General features: G+C 61.6%; 17 protein-coding genes and 2 tRNA genes. 14 read left to right on the forward strand and 5 right to left on the reverse strand.

The window, feature by feature from the left end; translation table 11 throughout:
• Positions 1–115 precede the first annotated feature (115 nt).
• Positions 116–592, forward strand: coding sequence for a transcription elongation factor GreA (gene greA, locus ACQ4W6_RS01860; protein ID WP_436565484.1), 477 nt, complete (start codon positions 116–118; stop codon positions 590–592).
• Positions 592–1,041, forward strand: coding sequence for a DUF4149 domain-containing protein (locus ACQ4W6_RS01865; RefSeq protein WP_436565485.1), 450 nt, complete (start codon positions 592–594; stop codon positions 1,039–1,041). Before greA ends, ACQ4W6_RS01865 begins: the two co-directional genes overlap by 1 nt.
• A gap of 103 nt (positions 1,042–1,144) precedes the next feature.
• Here the strand turns inward: ACQ4W6_RS01865 and ACQ4W6_RS01870 are convergent, their stop codons facing one another.
• Entirely contained in the window at positions 1,145–1,615 is a 471-nt protein-coding gene (locus ACQ4W6_RS01870; protein WP_010397237.1) for a YhbY family RNA-binding protein, read from the reverse strand.
• A gap of 42 nt (positions 1,616–1,657) precedes the next feature.
• Between ACQ4W6_RS01870 and ACQ4W6_RS01875 the strand changes: the two genes are divergently transcribed.
• From ACQ4W6_RS01875 to ACQ4W6_RS01900, 6 genes are all read left to right on the forward strand, one after another.
• A complete protein-coding gene (locus tag ACQ4W6_RS01875; protein ID WP_436565486.1) occupies positions 1,658–2,341 on the forward strand; it encodes an RlmE family RNA methyltransferase in 684 nt (227 codons plus the stop codon).
• A 201-nt stretch (positions 2,342–2,542) separates the two neighbouring features.
• Entirely contained in the window at positions 2,543–4,423 is a 1,881-nt protein-coding gene (ftsH, locus tag ACQ4W6_RS01880; RefSeq protein ID WP_436565487.1) for an ATP-dependent zinc metalloprotease FtsH, read from the forward strand.
• A gap of 104 nt (positions 4,424–4,527) precedes the next feature.
• Entirely contained in the window at positions 4,528–5,361 is an 834-nt protein-coding gene (folP, locus tag ACQ4W6_RS01885) for a dihydropteroate synthase (protein ID WP_436565488.1), read from the forward strand.
• Between the two features lie 40 nt (positions 5,362–5,401).
• Positions 5,402–6,739, forward strand: a complete 1,338-nt coding sequence (glmM, locus tag ACQ4W6_RS01890) for a phosphoglucosamine mutase (protein ID WP_436565489.1) — start codon at positions 5,402–5,404, stop codon at positions 6,737–6,739.
• A 127-nt stretch (positions 6,740–6,866) separates the two neighbouring features.
• A tRNA-Pro gene (locus ACQ4W6_RS01895) sits at positions 6,867–6,943 on the forward strand.
• Positions 6,944–7,037: 94 nt separating this feature from the next.
• A tRNA-Arg gene (locus ACQ4W6_RS01900) sits at positions 7,038–7,112 on the forward strand.
• A gap of 76 nt (positions 7,113–7,188) precedes the next feature.
• Here the strand turns inward: ACQ4W6_RS01900 and ACQ4W6_RS01905 are convergent.
• Positions 7,189–7,371 (reverse strand): hypothetical protein, encoded by a 183-nt coding sequence (locus ACQ4W6_RS01905; protein ID WP_436565490.1) that lies wholly within the window; start codon positions 7,369–7,371, stop codon positions 7,189–7,191.
• A 150-nt stretch (positions 7,372–7,521) separates the two neighbouring features.
• The gene (locus tag ACQ4W6_RS01910) at positions 7,522–8,100 is read right to left on the reverse strand and encodes a GbsR/MarR family transcriptional regulator (protein ID WP_436565491.1); all 579 of its coding nucleotides are present in this window, start codon (positions 8,098–8,100) and stop codon (positions 7,522–7,524) included.
• Positions 8,101–8,217: 117 nt separating this feature from the next.
• Between ACQ4W6_RS01910 and cydD the strand changes: the two genes are divergently transcribed.
• The 5 genes from cydD (at position 8,218) to cydX (ending at position 14,621) form a co-directional block, all read left to right on the forward strand.
• Positions 8,218–9,930: a thiol reductant ABC exporter subunit CydD gene (cydD, locus tag ACQ4W6_RS01915; protein ID WP_436565492.1), complete on the forward strand. Its 1,713-nt coding sequence runs from the start codon at positions 8,218–8,220 to the stop codon at positions 9,928–9,930.
• The gene (locus ACQ4W6_RS01920) at positions 9,927–11,609 is read left to right on the forward strand and encodes an amino acid ABC transporter ATP-binding/permease protein (RefSeq protein WP_436565493.1); all 1,683 of its coding nucleotides are present in this window, start codon (positions 9,927–9,929) and stop codon (positions 11,607–11,609) included. The genes cydD and ACQ4W6_RS01920 overlap by 4 nt, the downstream gene beginning before the upstream one ends.
• Positions 11,610–11,729: 120 nt before the next feature.
• Entirely contained in the window at positions 11,730–13,307 is a 1,578-nt protein-coding gene (locus tag ACQ4W6_RS01925) for a cytochrome ubiquinol oxidase subunit I (RefSeq protein WP_436565494.1), read from the forward strand.
• Positions 13,308–13,320: 13 nt separating this feature from the next.
• Positions 13,321–14,475 carry a cytochrome d ubiquinol oxidase subunit II gene (gene cydB, locus ACQ4W6_RS01930; protein WP_436565495.1) on the forward strand — a complete coding sequence of 385 codons (1,155 nt, stop codon included), beginning with the start codon at positions 13,321–13,323 and terminating at the stop codon, positions 14,473–14,475.
• 20 nt (positions 14,476–14,495) lie between these two features.
• Positions 14,496–14,621, forward strand: coding sequence for a cytochrome bd-I oxidase subunit CydX (cydX, locus tag ACQ4W6_RS01935; protein ID WP_436565496.1), 126 nt, complete (start codon positions 14,496–14,498; stop codon positions 14,619–14,621).
• Positions 14,622–14,688: 67 nt separating this feature from the next.
• On the opposite strand, the gene ACQ4W6_RS01940 is transcribed toward cydX, so the two are convergent.
• Both ACQ4W6_RS01940 and ACQ4W6_RS01945 read right to left on the reverse strand, forming a co-directional pair.
• The gene (locus ACQ4W6_RS01940; protein ID WP_436565497.1) at positions 14,689–14,901 is read right to left on the reverse strand and encodes a hypothetical protein; all 213 of its coding nucleotides are present in this window, start codon (positions 14,899–14,901) and stop codon (positions 14,689–14,691) included.
• A gap of 146 nt (positions 14,902–15,047) precedes the next feature.
• Positions 15,048–15,227, reverse strand: a complete 180-nt coding sequence (locus ACQ4W6_RS01945) for a hypothetical protein (protein ID WP_436565498.1) — start codon at positions 15,225–15,227, stop codon at positions 15,048–15,050.
• A gap of 178 nt (positions 15,228–15,405) precedes the next feature.
• Between ACQ4W6_RS01945 and ACQ4W6_RS01950 the strand changes: the two genes are divergently transcribed.
• Entirely contained in the window at positions 15,406–16,143 is a 738-nt protein-coding gene (locus ACQ4W6_RS01950) for a hypothetical protein (protein WP_436565499.1), read from the forward strand.
• Positions 16,144–16,148 lie beyond the last annotated feature (5 nt).

The raw sequence follows: 16,148 nt of genomic DNA on the forward strand, positions 1-16,148 counted from the left end.
CCACAGAGTTCCGTGCAGAACAGCGCGCGGTCTCTGTGGTTTTCACTTGGTGCACCCGTTAACACTGCCAAAACACTGACAACGGCGCCGATAACTAGTAGATAGTAGAGATAACATGACCTCAGTCCCATTGACCAAATACGGCGCCGAACTCTTGAAAGCAGAGTTGCACCATTTGAAGACCAAGGAACGCCGCATCGTCATCGATGCGATCGCCGAAGCGCGTTCGCACGGCGACCTGTCGGAAAACGCCGAATACGACGCCGCCAAGGAGCGCCAGGCGTTCGTCGAAGGCCGCATCGCCGAACTCGAAGGCAAACTGGGCGCAGCGCAAATCATCGATCCGACCACGCTCGACGCGGAAGGCCGCGTGGTATTTGCCGCGACCGTGAACCTGGAAGACCTGGAATCGGGCCAGAAAGTCACGTACCAGATCGTTGGCCTCGATGAAGCCGACCTGAAAAAGAACAAAGTCTCCGTCACCTCGCCGATTGCCCGCGCGCTGATCGGCAAGTATGCCGGCGACGTGGTGGAAGTGCAGGCGCCGTCCGGCCCGCGCGAATACGAAATCCTCGAAGTACAGTACATCTGATGCAAAACCGCCTGCGCATTCTCGTCGCTACCCTGTGGGCGGGCAGCTTGTGGACCATCGGCTTCATCGTGGCGCCCACCCTGTTTGCTACCCTGAGCGACCGTGTGCTCGCTGGCAACATCGCCGGCAGCCTGTTTCGTGTCGAGGCGTGGCTGTCAATTGCTTGTGCTTTAGTGCTGCTGGCCTTGCTGCAATGGGGTGCGGGTGCGATGGAGCTGAAACGGCGCCGCCTCTTGGGCGCGCTGGTGCTGTCCATGCTGGTGTGCGCGTTGCTCAGCCACTTCGGCATTGCGCCCCTGATGGCCGAGATCAAGGCGCAGGCGCAGGGTTCATCGGGCCTCATGGACGAGGCCATGCGCAGCCGCTTCGGCATGCTGCATGGCGTGTCGACCCTGATCTTTGCCGTGCAGAGCTTGCTGGCCGGTGTGTTGATCTGGAAGCAGCAGTAATTGGTGTAGATAAAGTAGTGCATAAAAAAAGCGGAGCAGGGATGAACCCGTGCTCCGCTTCTTGTTTCAAGCCCGGCAGCCTTGCGGTTGCCGGACAGTAGGCTTACTTGCTGCCCAGTGCGCTTTTCTTGGCGCTCTTCTGACGTGGCTTGGCACGCTTGATGGAACCGCCTTCGGTAACGCGCTCATTGCCCTTGATCATGACTTTCGTCACGCTCGGGCGCTTGGTGCCGCTGGCGCTGGCCTTGACGATGGTCACTTCGCGCATGCCTTTGCCGGCGCTGACCTTCTCCTTAACCACTTCTTTTTTCGGACGGTAAATTACCAGCAGTTTGCCAATATGTTGTACCGGGGCGGCGCCGAGATTGCCGCAAATCGTATCGTACATTCCGACGCGGGCTTCGCGGTCGTCGCCGAACACGCGGACTTTAATCAGACCGTGCGAATCCAGGCCAAGGTCGATCTCTTTGAGTACAGCAGGTGTCAAGCCCGCTTCGCCAATGATGACGATAGGCTTCAGCGCGTGTGCTTCGGCGCGCAGTGCGCTGCGCTCTACGGGTGTAAGTTTTAGCATAATAATATTTAGTATTTCCCTTAAAAGCAGTATTCTACGCGAATGGCAAAGAAGAAATTAAACAAAAACTGGTTGCACGACCACATAAATGATCCTTATGTGAAGTTGGCGCAAAAAGAGGGCTACCGCGCCCGGGCAGCATACAAGCTCAAAGAAATCGATGAAGACGAAAAACTGATCAAACATGGCCAGGTGATTGTCGACCTTGGTTGCACTCCTGGTAGCTGGGCCCAGTACCTGCGGCGCAAGCTGGCCGGCAAGGACGGCGGCGGGGTCAATGGTACCCTGATTGGCCTGGACATGCTGGAAATGGAGCCAATTGCCGATTTCCACTTCATCCAGGGCGACTTCCGCGAAGCGCGCGTGCTGCGCCAGCTCGAAGTGGTGTTGCAAGGACGCAAGGTCGACGTGGTCCTGTCGGACATGGCGCCTAACCTGTCGGGCATCGCCACGGCGGACGCTGCGCGCATGGAGCATCTGATCGACCTGTCCATCGAATTTTCGCAATTGCATTTGAAACCGTCTGGCGTGTTGCTGGTGAAATGTTTCAAAGACATGGGTTTCAGCCAGATCGTGGAGAAATTCCGCGCCGAATTCAAGGTCGTGGTGCAGAAGAAGCCCAAGGCCAGCCGCGATAAATCGTCAGAAATCTTCCTGATGGGGCGTGGCCTCAAGAATCCGCTGAAAAATGCCGTGCAAGAAGATGATTCCCCTCTTGATATTTAAGGCGTAATCCGCACATGGGAACGAGAAGTGCGGTAGCGCTGATGGTTTAAAAGCCTAAATTGTTTATACTGCATTTTTTTGCGTGAACGCGGTTTTTTCGCGCGCACGGATCGGCGGGCTTTGGCACGGCCCGCTTATTGCGAGTAAAATCGTGTTTCTAGCTATAGGTAAAGAGATGCGCACTGCATCCAAGGAGTCTTCGTGAATAACATGTTTTCCAAATCTGCCATCTGGGTAGTCGTATTGCTGCTGTTGTTCATGCTGTTCAAGCAATTCGACAGTCATGGCGCCACAGGCGGCAGCAAGGCCATCGCTTATTCCGATTTGCTGGATGAAGTCAAAGCCAAGCGCGTCAAGGATGTCGTGATCGAAGGTTCGTCGATCACCGCCAAGCTGATGGATGATAGCAAGGTACGTACCACCGCCACCAGTCTCGACAAGGGCCTGATCGGCGACTTGCGCGACAATGGCGTACATTTCGATGTGCGTCCGCCAGAGGAAGCATCGTTCCTGCAAACCATTTTTGTTTCCTGGTTCCCCATGCTGCTGTTGATCGGCGTCTGGGTATTCTTCATGCGTCAGATGCAAGGCGGCGGCAAGGGCGGGGCATTCTCGTTCGGCAAGTCGAAGGCGCGCATGATGGATGAGGCCAGCAACACCGTCACCTTCGCCGATGTCGCCGGTTGCGACGAAGCGAAAGAAGAAGTCAACGAAGTGGTCGATTTCCTCAAGGATCCGAGCAAATTCCAGAAACTGGGTGGCCGCATTCCCCGCGGCGTGCTGATGGTCGGCCCTCCAGGCACGGGTAAAACCCTGCTGGCGCGCGCCATCGCCGGCGAAGCCAAGGTGCCATTCTTCTCGATTTCCGGCTCCGACTTCGTTGAAATGTTCGTCGGCGTGGGCGCCTCCCGCGTGCGCGACATGTTCGAAAACGCGAAAAAACATTCGCCGTGCATCATCTTCATCGATGAGATCGACGCTGTCGGTCGTCACCGTGGTGCCGGCATGGGCGGCGGCAACGACGAGCGCGAACAGACCTTGAACCAGTTGCTGGTCGAGATGGACGGTTTTGAAGCGAACTCCGGCGTGATCGTCGTGGCCGCCACCAACCGCGCCGACGTGCTCGACAAGGCACTGTTGCGTCCAGGCCGTTTTGACCGCCAGGTCACCGTCGGCTTGCCCGATATCCGCGGCCGCGAACAGATCTTGAACGTGCACATGCGTAAAGTACCTATCAGCACCGACGTGAAAGCTGACATTCTGGCCCGTGGCACGCCTGGTTTCTCGGGCGCTGATCTGGCCAACCTGGTCAACGAGGCAGCCCTGTTTGCCGCCCGCCGCAGCAAGCGCGTGGTGGAAATGGCTGACTTCGAAGACGCGAAAGACAAGATCTACATGGGCCCTGAGCGTAAATCGATGATCATCCGCGAGGAAGAGCGTCGCAATACGGCTTACCATGAGTCCGGTCACGCGGTGGTAGCGAAGCTGCTGCCGAAGGCTGATCCCGTACACAAGGTCACGATCATGCCGCGCGGCTGGGCTTTGGGCCTGACCTGGCAGTTGCCGGAACACGACAACTTGTCCGCTTACAAGGACAAGATGCTGGAAGAAATTTCCATCCTGTTCGGTGGCCGTATCGCCGAAGAGATTTTCGTTGGGCAAATGTCCACCGGCGCCTCGAACGACTTCTCGCGTGCCACCAAGCTGGCCCGTTCCATGGTGACCCGCTTCGGCATGTCCGACAGCATGGGCGTGATGGTCTACGAAGACAGTGAAAACGAAGGTTTCTTCGGTGGTGCGACCAAGACGATCTCGGAAGCGACCCAGCAAAAGGTCGATGCTGAAATCCGCAACATTCTCGACACGCAATACGCACTGTCGCGCAAGTTGCTGGAAGGCAACCGTGACAAGGTCGAAAAGATGACCAAGGCCTTGCTGGAATGGGAAACCATTGATGCAGAGCAAATCAATGACATCATGGCCGGCCTGGAGCCGCGTCCACCGAAAGTCATCCCGCCACGCCGCAATGCGGGCGACAGCGGCACGGGCGGCATCTCGCCAAACGTGACGGCACCAGCCTGATAGTGGCCGCCCCCTGACTGGTGGCGTGCAATAAAAGGGTAAGGAGCAATCCTTGCCCTTTTGCGTTGGCGCGCCAGATTTCCCTGACGACTAAAAAGATTCACATGCGACATTATTTGCAATTCGGCCGTTTCGGCTTCAACCTGCAGGGCACGCAGGCGCTGGTGATGGGTATCCTGAACATCACGCCTGACTCGTTTTCCGATGCCGGGCAATATCAACACCTGGAATTTGCCCTGTCGCGCGCCGAGCAGATGATCGCCGACGGCGCCGACATCATCGACATCGGCGGCGAATCGAGCCGCCCCGGCGCGCCGCCACTGCCGCTGCAAGACGAGTTGCAGCGCGTCATGCCGGTACTGTACGCCTTGCGTGATTGCGGCAAGCCACTCTCCGTCGATACCTACAAGCCAGAAGTGATGCGCGAAGCCATCCTGGCCGGCGCCGACATGATCAACGATATCAATGCTTTTCGCGCCCCGGGCGCCATCGAGGCAGTGCAGGGCAGCGACTGCGCGCTGTGCATCATGCACATGCAAAACGTGCCTGAAACCATGCAGCATCAGCCCGACTATGACGATGTGGTAGGCGAAGTCATCGCATTCCTGCGCGAGCGCATCGATACCATGACGGCGGCCGGCATCGAGCGCGAACGCCTGTGCATCGATCCCGGTTTCGGTTTCGGCAAGACGGTGGAGCAGAACTATGCCTTGCTGCGCGCCACGCGCCAGTTGCGCAGCGAACTGGGCTTGCCCGTGCTGGCCGGCCTGTCGCGCAAGTCGATGATCGGCGCCGTCACGGGGCGTGCCGTCGAGCAGCGCCTGGCCGGCAGCGTTGCCGGCGCCCTTGCTGCAGTAGCGCAGGGCGCGGAAATTATTCGTGTGCATGACGTGGCAGAAACGGTCGATGCAATGAAGGTCTGGCGCATGGCGCACTGACACTGTAAAATTTTAATATAAACAATAAAAGAGAAATACTATGACGCGTAAATATTTTGGTACCGATGGCATCCGCGGCCTGGTGGGCATCGCCCCGATCACTCCCGATTTCGTCATGCGTCTCGGTTATGCGGCAGGCAAAGTACTGGCCCAATCGCAGGGCAGCAAGACGCGCCCGACGGTGCTGATCGGCAAGGACACGCGCATTTCCGGCTACATGCTGGAAGCGGCACTGGAAGCGGGCTTCTCGGCCGCTGGCGTGGATGTGATGCTGGCCGGCCCCATGCCGACGCCGGCGATCGCCTACCTGACGCGGGCGCTGCGCCTGGCCGCTGGCGTGGTCATTTCCGCTTCGCACAATCCGTATCATGACAACGGCATCAAGTTTTTTTCCGGCCAGGGCACCAAATTGCCCGACAGCGTGGAGGAGGAAATCGAAGCGGCGCTCGATACACCGATGGAGTGCGTGCCGTCGGACAAACTGGGCCGCGCCAAGCGCCTCGACGATGCCCAGGGCCGCTACATCGAGTTTTGCAAGAGCACCTTCCCGAACGAGCTGGACCTGCGTGGCCTGAAGCTTGTCGTCGATTGCGCCCACGGCGCCGCCTACCATATCGCGCCCCACGTCTTCCATGAGCTGGGCGCGGAAGTCATCTCCATCGGCAACAAGCCCGATGGCTTTAATATCAATGCGGGCTTTGGCGCCACGGCCACGGCTGCCATGGCTGCGGCCGTGGTGGAACACGGCGCCGACCTGGGCATCGCGCTCGATGGCGACGCCGACCGCCTGATCATGTGCGATGCCACGGGCCGCCTGTATAACGGCGACGAGTTGTTATATGTCATGGTCAAGGACCGCCTGGCGACGGGCCCCGTGCCTGGCGCCGTGGGCACGCTGATGACCAACATGGCGCTGGAAGTTCTGTTCAAGGAGCAGGGCATCGGTTTTGCGCGCGCCAAGGTGGGCGACCGCTATGTGCTGGAAATCATGAAGGAAAAGGGCTGGATGCTGGGCGGCGAAGGCTCGGGCCATTTGTTGTGCCTGGACAAGCACACGACGGGCGACGGCATCGTGTCGGCGCTGCAAGTATTGTCGGCACTCAAGCGCAGCGGACTCAGCTTGCAGCAATGCCTGGCCGAACTAGTGCTGTTCCCGCAAACCCTGATCAACCTGCGCGTGGCGCCCGGTTTCGACTGGCAGAAAAACGCCGCCATGGTGGCGGAAAAAGAGCAGGTGGAAGCCGAGCTGGGCGATACTGGCCGCGTGCTGATCCGCGCTTCCGGCACCGAACCGCTGATCCGCGTGATGGTCGAGGCCAAGGATGCTGCCAACGCAGAGAGCATGGCGCGCCGTATCGCGGACAAGGTTGGCAGCTGACAGCGTCCATGGCGGCGTTGCACTGAACGATTTCAGCAAGCGTTTTGGAGAAGGGTCGATAGTTATTTCCATCTAATTCGTCTGGGGCAATTGACGAAATTGTGTGGGGGCGGTATTATCTTGTCTTCGGAGTGTGGCGCAGCCCGGTAGCGCACCTGGTTTGGGACCAGGGGGTCCAAGGTTCGAATCCTTGTACTCCGACCAAAGTCATAAACGGGCTGTCAGAAATGACAGCCCGTTTTCTATTCTGCGCAGCCATGTCATTGCTGGCGCGCATGGATTAAAATACTGCACCTCTCCGCCCATCGTTCAACGGATAGGACAACGGTCTTCTAAACCGTGAATGGGGGTTCGATTCCCTCTGGGCGGACCAGTTTCATACTGGTCATGATCATGCTGCGGCAAGCTGCCGCAACGCATCACTTTCTCTCTCTCCTCTTTGCACCGCTTCACGGCTGCGCAAACAGCACTTCCCTCAGCAAATACAGCAGCGGCGCCGCGCACAGCAGCGCAGTGCATAGCGACAACATCTTCCTGCTGGCCATACGCGCCAGGTGCAGCCGTTCGCGTGCGGGCAGGTGCTGGCGGATCACGCCGCGCGTGCGTGGCTGGAAAGGTGCTTCTTCATGCATGATAGTTCCTTCGCTGCGATGGTCGATGATGCCAGCGAGCATAGCGGGGACGATATCAATGCAGGGTAAAGAATCGGGCGCAGCGTGTATGCGCGGCGTAAATGTTGCGTCATAAAACGTTGCGTCATAAAAAAGCCCTCAGGCGAGGGTCTACTCTTCTTTTTCTTCCGGACTCTTGCCAAACAGCCGGTCTTTGGCATTGAGTAATTTTTGCACCTTGGCGCCCATCTTCATCAGCTGCGCCATCGATTCGGGCGACAAGCGCTGCAAGTCGTCGAACCAGGTGTTGGCCAGGTCGACCAGTTCATACATTTCGCGCATGCGCTCCTGCGCATATTGATCCACGGCTTCCGTTGCCGGCGCCAGCAGCGCTTCGCGCAGCACGGTCAGGGTGGGCGCCACCTCGCGGCGGCGGCGCTCGGCAGCTACCACGCGGAAGATTTGCCACACATCACCCAGCGAGGAAAAATACTCGCGCCGGTCGCCGGGAATGCGCGACTGGCGGATCAGGCCCCAGCCCTGCAATTCCTTCAGGCCGATGCTCACGTTCGAGCGGGAAAAACCCAGATGTTCCGCAATGTCGTCCGCGTGCAAAGGATGCTCTGCGACAAACAACAGCGCGTACACTTGCCCCACCGTGCGGTTAAAGCCCCAGCGGCTGCCCATCTCGCCGAAATGGCTGACGAAGGTCAGGATCAGCGGCGTCATTTGGATATGTTGAGTTTTCATAAGTATTTGAATTTTTTCACGGCATACTGGTGAGGTCAATTGATATATATCAAGTTTCGCAGTATTATACAAAATATCGAATTTACAGAAAATTCTGAAAACTCAAGAAGTGTAAAAATGCCGACCACGCCACTATCTTTGCCACGCTTTGTCCTTCCCCGTCTTGCCAGCTTGGTGCAAGGGGGCGCCGCCTTGCTGTGGCTGCCACAAGCGGCTTTGCTGGCCTGGGCCGTGCAAGCCATGCTCGACGGCGCGCTCTGGCGCGCGGCGCTGGTGCCGGCATCCGGGGTGCTGCTGCTGGGCGTGCTGCGCGCCTGGGGCGAAGCGTGGGGCGCGAGGCGCATGTACATGGCCGCGCGTGAACACCTGTCGACCTTGCGCGCCCATGTGGCGCAAGCCCTGGCGCGCCGCTCGCCACTGGACCGCCAGCGCGCCCAGTCGGGGCAGGCGGCCAGCGTCATGGCCGAACAGGCCGAAGCGATCGTGCCCTACCTGGTGCGCTACCGGCCCGCGCGCTGGAAAGTGATGCTCGTCCCGCTCGTGATCCTCGCCGTGGTGACGCCCCTGTCGTGGATCGCCACCCTGATCCTGCTCATCGCCGCGCCCCTGATTCCCGTCTTCATGGCCCTGGTGGGCATCGGTGCGCAGGCGGCCAGCCGCGCGCAGATGGTGGAAATGGGCAGCATGAACGCCTTTTTGCTGGACCGCCTGCGCGGCCTGGCCACCTTGCGCGCGCTGGGCGCCGTCGATGCCACCGCCGAACGGCTGGCAGCGTCGTCGCAATCGGTGCGCAGGCGCACGATGCTGGTGCTGCGCATCGCCTTTTTATCGTCCGCCGTGCTGGAACTGTTTTCCGCGCTGGGCGTGGCCATGGTGGCCGCCTTCATCGGATTTTCCTTGCTGGGCAGCATCAATTTTGGCACCTGGGGCAGGCAACTGAGCCTTGGGCAGGGCTTGTTCATCCTGTTATTGGCGCCCGCGTTTTTCGAGCCGTTGCGCGAACTGGCCGCCGTCTGGCATGACAAGGCGGCCGGCGAAGCGGGCTTGGCCGGCATGCACGACCTGGCCAAGGATGGCGTGCCATTGCCCGGCGCCGATGTGGTTTCTGCTGCTGTCTCTGCTGCCGCCATCGCCCAGGTGGCGCCGCCCGCCGTTGAGATCCATCAACTGCGCTTTGCCCATCCCGGCGAAGCGCCCGTGTTCGCGCAATTCGACTTGAACGTGCGGCCCGGCGAACACGTGGCCCTGCTGGGCGCCAGCGGCGCCGGCAAGACTACCTTGCTGTCCCTGCTGGCCGGCTTGCTGCCCGCCAGCGGCGGCGAGATACGCATCGGCGGCGTCCGCCTGAACGATAGCAGTGTGAATACCTTGCGCCAGCGCATGGCTTGGATGGGTCAGCGGCCCCACGTATTTGCCGCCTCGGTCAGCCAGAATGTCACGCTCGGACGTGTCGGCGCTGGCGCCAGCGCCGCGCAAGTCGCGCAAGAAGTCACGCAGGCGCTGCACCTGGCCGACCTGGCCAGCGTGGCGCAGGCGCAACCGGCCGTCATGCTCAGCGACGGCGGCCAGGGCTTGTCGGGCGGCGAAGCCGTGCGCCTGGCGCTGGCCCGCGTGGCCCTGCATCCGCATGCCGATCTGCTGCTGGTCGATGAACCGACGGCCCACCTCGACAGTGAAACGGCGGCGCGCGTGACGGACGCCTTGCTGGCCCTGGCCAAGGGCAAGACCATGCTGGTGGCCACGCATGACCCCGTGCTGGCCAGCCGGCTGCAGCGCACGGTGCGCGTCGATGCCCAGGCACAGGCTCAGGAGCAGGGGCGGCGCGCATGAAAAATTCATCCACATTGAATCCGGTCTTGCGGCAATTGCTACTGGCCCAGCCCGGCAAGCTGATCGCAGGCGCCGCGCTGGCGGCCCTGACGGTGGTGGCCGGCATGGCCTTGCTGGGCTTGTCCGGCTGGTTCATCACTGCCACCTCGATTGCCGGCTTGCATGCCTCGACGGCCATGCTGTTCGACGTGTTCGGCCCGTCGGCCGGCATCCGCCTGCTGGCCATCGGCCGCACGGGTTCGCGCTACGCGGAGCGGCTGGTCACGCATGACGCCACGTTTGCCGCGCTGGCGAGTATCCGCGTGCAGCTGTTTCGCGGCTGGTCGCGTCCCGAGGCGGCAAGCCGCTTGCTGCGCCAGCCCGCCAGGCTGCTGTTCCGATTGACGGCCGATATCGACGCGCTCGAAGCGCTGTATTTGCGCCTGCTGGTGCCTGCCTTCACGGCCGTGTGCGCGGCCCTGCTGGCTGGCGTGGCGCTCGGCGTCATGCAGTGGCAACTGGGTCTCGGCCTGGCAATCTGGCTGCTGGCAGCCGGTGGCGGCATCAGCTGGGTCGTCGCGCGCCGCGCGCGCCGGCCTGCCATCGTGCGCTCGCGCGGCATCGAAAAATTGCGTTCAAGCACCATCGACCTGGTGGCGGGCCAGACCGACCTGGTGATGGCGGGCCGCATCGACGCCCAGTGCGCGGCGCTGGCGCGCATTGACGTTTCCCTGGCGCAAGCCGATGTCGCCTTGCAGCGCCTGGAGACGACCGCCGGCGCCGCGTATGGCGTGGCTGGCAGCGTGACCCTGGCCGGCGTGCTGCTGGCCGTGGCCGCGCTGGTGCAGCAGCAGGCGATGAACGTGCCGCTGGCGGTGCTGGCCCTCTTGATCGCGCTGACGGCCGTCGAACCATTTGCCGGCCTGCGCCGTGGCGCGCTCGAAGCGGGGCGCATGCTGCTGGCGCTGCGCCGCCTGGCGCCGCGCCTCGATGGCAAGGAACTGGCGCCGCCGTCCGTTGATACAGCGCCCGGCTTGCGCCTGGAGCACGTCAGCGCCGCGCATGCGGGCAGTCATATTGCCGTTTTGCATGATATTTCCCTGCACATCGGGCAGGGCGAACGCGTGGCCTTGATCGGCCCCAGCGGCGCGGGCAAGTCCACCTTGCTGGCCATCGCCGCGCGCGAGCTGGCGCCGCTGGCGGGCAGCGTGCATGCGCCGCGCGCCTGTTTGTTTACCCAGCGCACCGAATTGTTCCAGGACAGCTTGCGCGACAACCTGCGCCTGGCCGACCCCACCGCCGACGATGCGCGCCTGTGGGAGGCGCTGCACGCGGCCGGCCTGGACGACGAGGTGCGGGCCTTGACGGGCGGCCTCGATACGCTGCTGGGCGAAGGTGGCCTGGGCTTGTCCGGCGGGCAGGCGCGGCGCCTGGCGCTGGCGCGTCTGTTCTTGCACGAATCGACTGTATGGCTGCTCGACGAGGCGACCGAGGCGCTCAATGCACAGGCGGCGATGGACGTCTTGCAGCGCCTGCGCGCGCGTTGCGAGGGGCGCAGTTTGCTGATCGCAACCCATTTGCGGCGCGAAGCGGCGCTGGCGGACCGCTTGCTGAGCATCCGCGACGGACGCATCGTGGGCGACCTGCGCCGGGGCACGCGCGCCTTCGAGGCGGCGCTGGCCGGTTTGCGCGGCGATTGACAAGGAAAGCGCAGACGCTGGCGGCGCGTCCTGACAACGTTACAACAAGCGTGCCAAACGAAACAGCATCATGTTGATATCAAGTTTACAATTACAGCAGGGAAATACCAAGGAAATCATATGGACTTCGATATTGTCGCTTTATCCAGACTGCAGTTCGCGCTGACAGCCCTCTACCACTTTCTATTCGTTCCTCTGACGATCGGCCTGTCGGTGATCCTCGCCATCATGGAGACTGTCTACGTGATGACGGGCCGCATCATCTGGCGCGACATGACCAAGTTCTGGGGTGTCTTGTTCGGCATCAACTTCGCCATGGGCGTGGCGACGGGCATCGTCATGGAATTCCAGTTCGGTATGAACTGGAGCTACTACAGCCATTATGTGGGCGACATTTTCGGCGCGCCGCTGGCCATCGAAGGCCTCATGGCTTTTTTCCTGGAAGCGACCTTCGTCGGCCTGTTCTTCTTCGGCTGGGACAAATTGTCGAAGCGGGGCCACCTGGCCACCACCTGGCTGGTGGCTATCGGCTCGAACTTCTCGGCCCTGTGGATATTGATCGCCAATGGCTGGATGCAAAATCCCGTCGGCGCGGCCTTCAATGCGCAGACCATGCGCATGGAAGTGACCGATTTCGGCGCCGTGCTGACCAATCCGGTTGCCCAGGCGAAGTTCGTGCACACGGTGTCGGCCGGCTACACGGTGGCCGCCATCTTCGTGCTCGGTGTTTCCGCCTGGTACTTGCTCAAGGGCCGCCACGTGCAGCTGGCCAAGCGCTCGATGACGGTGGCCGCCGCGTTCGGCCTGGCCGCTTCGCTGTCGGTGGTGGTGCTGGGCGATGAAAGCGGTTATTTGTCGTCCGAACATCAAAAGATGAAACTGGCGGCAATTGAAGCCATGTGGACCACTGAGCCGGCCCCGGCCGCCTTCACGGCCTTCGGTTTCCCCGACCAGGAAGCGCGCGAAACGCATTACGCGGTGCACATTCCGATGGTCATGGGTTTGATCGGCACGCGTTCGCTGACGACGGAAATCCCCGGCATCGAGCAGCTGGTCGAGCGTGGCGAGCTGCTGATACGCGACGGCATCAAGGCGTATGACGCGCTGCAAACCATCCGCAGCGTACCGCCGGGCGGCCCGATTCCGCAGGACGCAAAAGATATCTTCGAGTCGAAGGGCCAGTCCATGGGCTATGCCTTGCTGCTCAAGCGCTATGTGGACGATCCGCGCCAGGCGACGCCCGAGCAAATCCGCAAGGCCGCGCTCGATACCGTGCCGCCCGTGGCGCCATTGTTCTGGTCGTTTCGCGTGATGGTTGGCCTGGGCATGTTCTTTATCTTGCTCACTGGCACTTTCTTCGTGCTGTCGACGCGCCGCACCCTGGACAAGCACCGCTGGCTTTTGAGGCTGGCCGTGTTTGCCATCCCGTTGCCGTGGGTGGCTGCCGAAGCGGGCTGGATCGTGGCCGAAGTGGGCCGCCAGCCGTGGGTCATCGAGGGCGTGCTGCCAACGGCGGTGGCCGTCTCGAACCTGGGCGCGGCAACTTTGCTCATCACCATCGCCGGCTTTGCCGCCATCTACACCGTGCTGTTGATTATCGAAATGAAGCTGATGCTCAAGGCGATCCGCAAGGGTCCGGAAGAGACGGCGCCGGCACCCGTGCCAGCGGCCGCAGCCACACGTACGCAACGCGCCTAAGGAGGGCCTGAGCATGATTTTGCATGAAATGATTTCTTATGAAACACTGCGCCTGATCTGGTGGCTGCTGATCGGCGTGCTGCTGGTGGGCTTCGCCATCACCGATGGCTTCGACCTGGGTACTGGCATCTTGCTGCCGTTCGCCGGCAAGACGGACCTCGAACGGCGCGTCATCATCAACAGCATCGGTCCGGTCTGGGAAGGCAACCAGGTGTGGCTGATACTCGGCGGCGGCGCCATCTTTGCCGCCTGGCCGCAGTTGTACGCCGTCTCGTTTTCGGGCTTTTACCTGGCCATGTTCGTCATCCTGGTGGCCCTGATCGTGCGTCCCGTGGCGTTCAAATTTCGCAGCAAGCGCGAAGATCCCCGCTGGCGCGCGCGCTGGGATGCGGCCCTGTTCGTATGTGGCTTCGTGCCGGCCCTGATTTTCGGCGTGGCCATCGGCAACGTGCTGCAAGGCGTGCCATTCCGTTTCTCGCCAGATATGCATATCTTCTATGATGGCAGCTTCTTTGCGCTGCTCAACCCGTTTGCGCTGCTGTGCGGCCTGGTCTCGGTGGCCATGCTGGTGATGCACGGCGCCACCTGGCTGCAAGTGAAAACGGACGGCTTTGTCGCCGAACGTTCGCGCCGCTACGGCAGCGTGGCGGCGCTCGCCACCGTGGCGCTGTATGCGGCCGCCGGCGTGGCCCTGTGGCTGTGGGTCGATGGCTACCGCATCAGCAGCGCCGTCGTCGTCGATGGCCCGTCGAACCCCATGCTGAAAACGGCGGAGGTGCATGTGGGCGCCTGGTTCCTCAATTTTGCCGCCCATCCGTGGACCTGGATCGCGCCTGCGCTGGGCTTGCTGGGCCCCTTGCTGGCGTTCGCCCTCCTGCGCGCGCGCCGCGAAGTGCCTGCCTTGCTGGCCAGCGCGGCCGGCATCGCCGGCATCATCCTCAGCGTGGGCGCGGCCATGTTCCCCTTCATCTTGCCATCGTCGATCGACCCGCGTGCCAGCCTGACGGTGTGGGATTCCTCATCCAGCCATTTGACCCTGTTCATCATGCTGGTCGTCACGGCCGTCTTCATTCCCCTCATCGTGGCATACACGACCTGGGTATATAAAGTGCTGTGGGGTAAGGTTGACGGCAAGGCCATCGAGGACGACAGCGGTCACGCTTACTAAGCTTACGAAAGGAAATAACTATGTGGTATTTCGCCTGGATACTGGGCCTTCCGCTGGCGGCGACGTTCGCCGTGCTCAACGCGATGTGGTACGAAATAGCCGATGGCGACACGACGCCTGAAAAGTACCGCGACACGCCTGACTAGTCGCGTGCTGGCTTGGCTTGGCTGGCCCCGCCCCGCGCTCATGCGCCGGGCGGGGCATTTTACTTTGTCAAAGTAAAATGAATTCGCCCCGGATGCGCAGCGTCATGCCGCGTGGCGCTTCGGCGCCCGCCGCCACAGCCCATGCCGTGATCCATTGCGCGCAGCGCTGGCGCGCCGCAGCACAGTGTAATTGTTGCAAGCGCGCATCGGCCTGGTCGATACGCTGGGCAAGATACAGGCGCTGCTCCATGGAGTCTGTCTTTTTGCTGTAATGCTGCATGGCATTGCCTTCCACGTGGCGGTTTGGCTTGGTGCTGGTATAGCCATGTACGCACGGGCGGGCCGTTTGGATTCAGATCAGGAACCATTCAGGCACAAAAAAGCCACCGCAGGAGTGGCTGATCTGCTGTCGAGGTGGTCGTAGCGTCAGGCCGGTGCCTTGTTCGATGGTTTCGGGACGGTTACGGCGATCGGGTCGCTGGCAGGAAAGCTTTCTTTCAGCGCTTCATCGAGGATTTCCTCGGCATGGCTTTCGTTGGCCGGCGTGGGCGAATCGCGCTCAGGGGGTGGGGCAGGCGTGGTGGCGGCGTTGGTGCTGGAATGCATGGCGGTTTCCTCGCAGTGGTGCGCCGCATGGCCGGGCTGGCCATGGTGCGCTCTGATGATTCCAGCCTAGCACATCGCGCAAAAATAGTGCGCCCGATGCGCCGGCTGAGGGGAGGCAAGTGCGGCGGCAATGGCAGGGTCTGCTACACTGCGCTCCACTTTTATCGACGGAACCGCCATGACCTCCCTCACTTTGCCATACCGCGCCACCGTCACCGAAGCCTGTGCATGGCTGGCTGAACAGACAGGCACGCCGTGGAGCCTGGCGCGCCTGCTGGAGCAGGGCGGCTTGCCCTACGTCTGGCTCGATTACAGTGTCGAGTGGGTCGAGCTGTTCCATGACGGCGTCACGCGCTATGCGGCGCCCATCGTGTTCATCGGCGACAAGCAGCACCTGGCCGCGGGCGTCGGCGCCGGCCCTGATGACGTATGGCTGCGTTTTACGCGCGATTCAGGCAATATCGCCATCGAACTGAAGGCGCCCGGCTTGCGCGTGCCCAGCGCTGGCTTGCATTTCCAGGAGCGCGACTTGTTGCGCTTGCTCAAGGAGTTGCAGCATCCCCAGCCTGGCGAGTCCGAGTCCGACGCTGAAAAGCTGCCATTCGTCCTGCCCAGCGCCTTGAAGGGTTTGGGCCGCGAACAGATACTGATCGCCTTTGCCGGCGTGGGCAAGGTGGACCTGGAGCAGGGCATGGCTGCTGGCGTGGGTATCTTTGGCGACGATGGCGCCCGCGTGCGCAAGAATTCGCGCGGCGGCAAGAACAGCCATTTGTGGCATCCTGTCACGCTGGCATTCGGCCTGCACGACGTGCACCGCGTGCCGATGGCGCACCTGAAGAAGGCGTTTGCCACCCAGCCCTTGCTGCGCGAGTGGAAGGCGGATTGGCTGGAGTCGCTGCGCTTGCTGGGCGAGTGATTGGC

The organism is Janthinobacterium woesei (assembly GCF_051380875.1).
Lineage (GTDB): Bacteria > Pseudomonadota > Gammaproteobacteria > Burkholderiales > Burkholderiaceae_D > Janthinobacterium.

Coding starts and splice junctions, on each gene's coding strand:
- greA (WP_436565484.1), top strand. CDS start 116: ATGACCTCAGTCCCATTGACCAAATACGGCGCCGAACTCTTGAAAGCA.
- ACQ4W6_RS01865 (WP_436565485.1), top strand. CDS start 592: ATGCAAAACCGCCTGCGCATTCTCGTCGCTACCCTGTGGGCGGGCAGC.
- ACQ4W6_RS01870 (WP_010397237.1), bottom strand. CDS start 1,615: ATGCTAAAACTTACACCCGTAGAGCGCAGCGCACTGCGCGCCGAAGCA.
- ACQ4W6_RS01875 (WP_436565486.1), top strand. CDS start 1,658: ATGGCAAAGAAGAAATTAAACAAAAACTGGTTGCACGACCACATAAAT.
- folP (WP_436565488.1), top strand. CDS start 4,528: ATGCGACATTATTTGCAATTCGGCCGTTTCGGCTTCAACCTGCAGGGC.
- glmM (WP_436565489.1), top strand. CDS start 5,402: ATGACGCGTAAATATTTTGGTACCGATGGCATCCGCGGCCTGGTGGGC.
- ACQ4W6_RS01905 (WP_436565490.1), bottom strand. CDS start 7,371: ATGCATGAAGAAGCACCTTTCCAGCCACGCACGCGCGGCGTGATCCGC.
- ACQ4W6_RS01910 (WP_436565491.1), bottom strand. CDS start 8,100: ATGAAAACTCAACATATCCAAATGACGCCGCTGATCCTGACCTTCGTC.
- cydD (WP_436565492.1), top strand. CDS start 8,218: ATGCCGACCACGCCACTATCTTTGCCACGCTTTGTCCTTCCCCGTCTT.
- ACQ4W6_RS01920 (WP_436565493.1), top strand. CDS start 9,927: ATGAAAAATTCATCCACATTGAATCCGGTCTTGCGGCAATTGCTACTG.
- ACQ4W6_RS01925 (WP_436565494.1), top strand. CDS start 11,730: ATGGACTTCGATATTGTCGCTTTATCCAGACTGCAGTTCGCGCTGACA.
- cydB (WP_436565495.1), top strand. CDS start 13,321: ATGATTTTGCATGAAATGATTTCTTATGAAACACTGCGCCTGATCTGG.
- cydX (WP_436565496.1), top strand. CDS start 14,496: ATGTGGTATTTCGCCTGGATACTGGGCCTTCCGCTGGCGGCGACGTTC.
- ACQ4W6_RS01940 (WP_436565497.1), bottom strand. CDS start 14,901: ATGCAGCATTACAGCAAAAAGACAGACTCCATGGAGCAGCGCCTGTAT.
- ACQ4W6_RS01945 (WP_436565498.1), bottom strand. CDS start 15,227: ATGCATTCCAGCACCAACGCCGCCACCACGCCTGCCCCACCCCCTGAG.
- ACQ4W6_RS01950 (WP_436565499.1), top strand. CDS start 15,406: ATGACCTCCCTCACTTTGCCATACCGCGCCACCGTCACCGAAGCCTGT.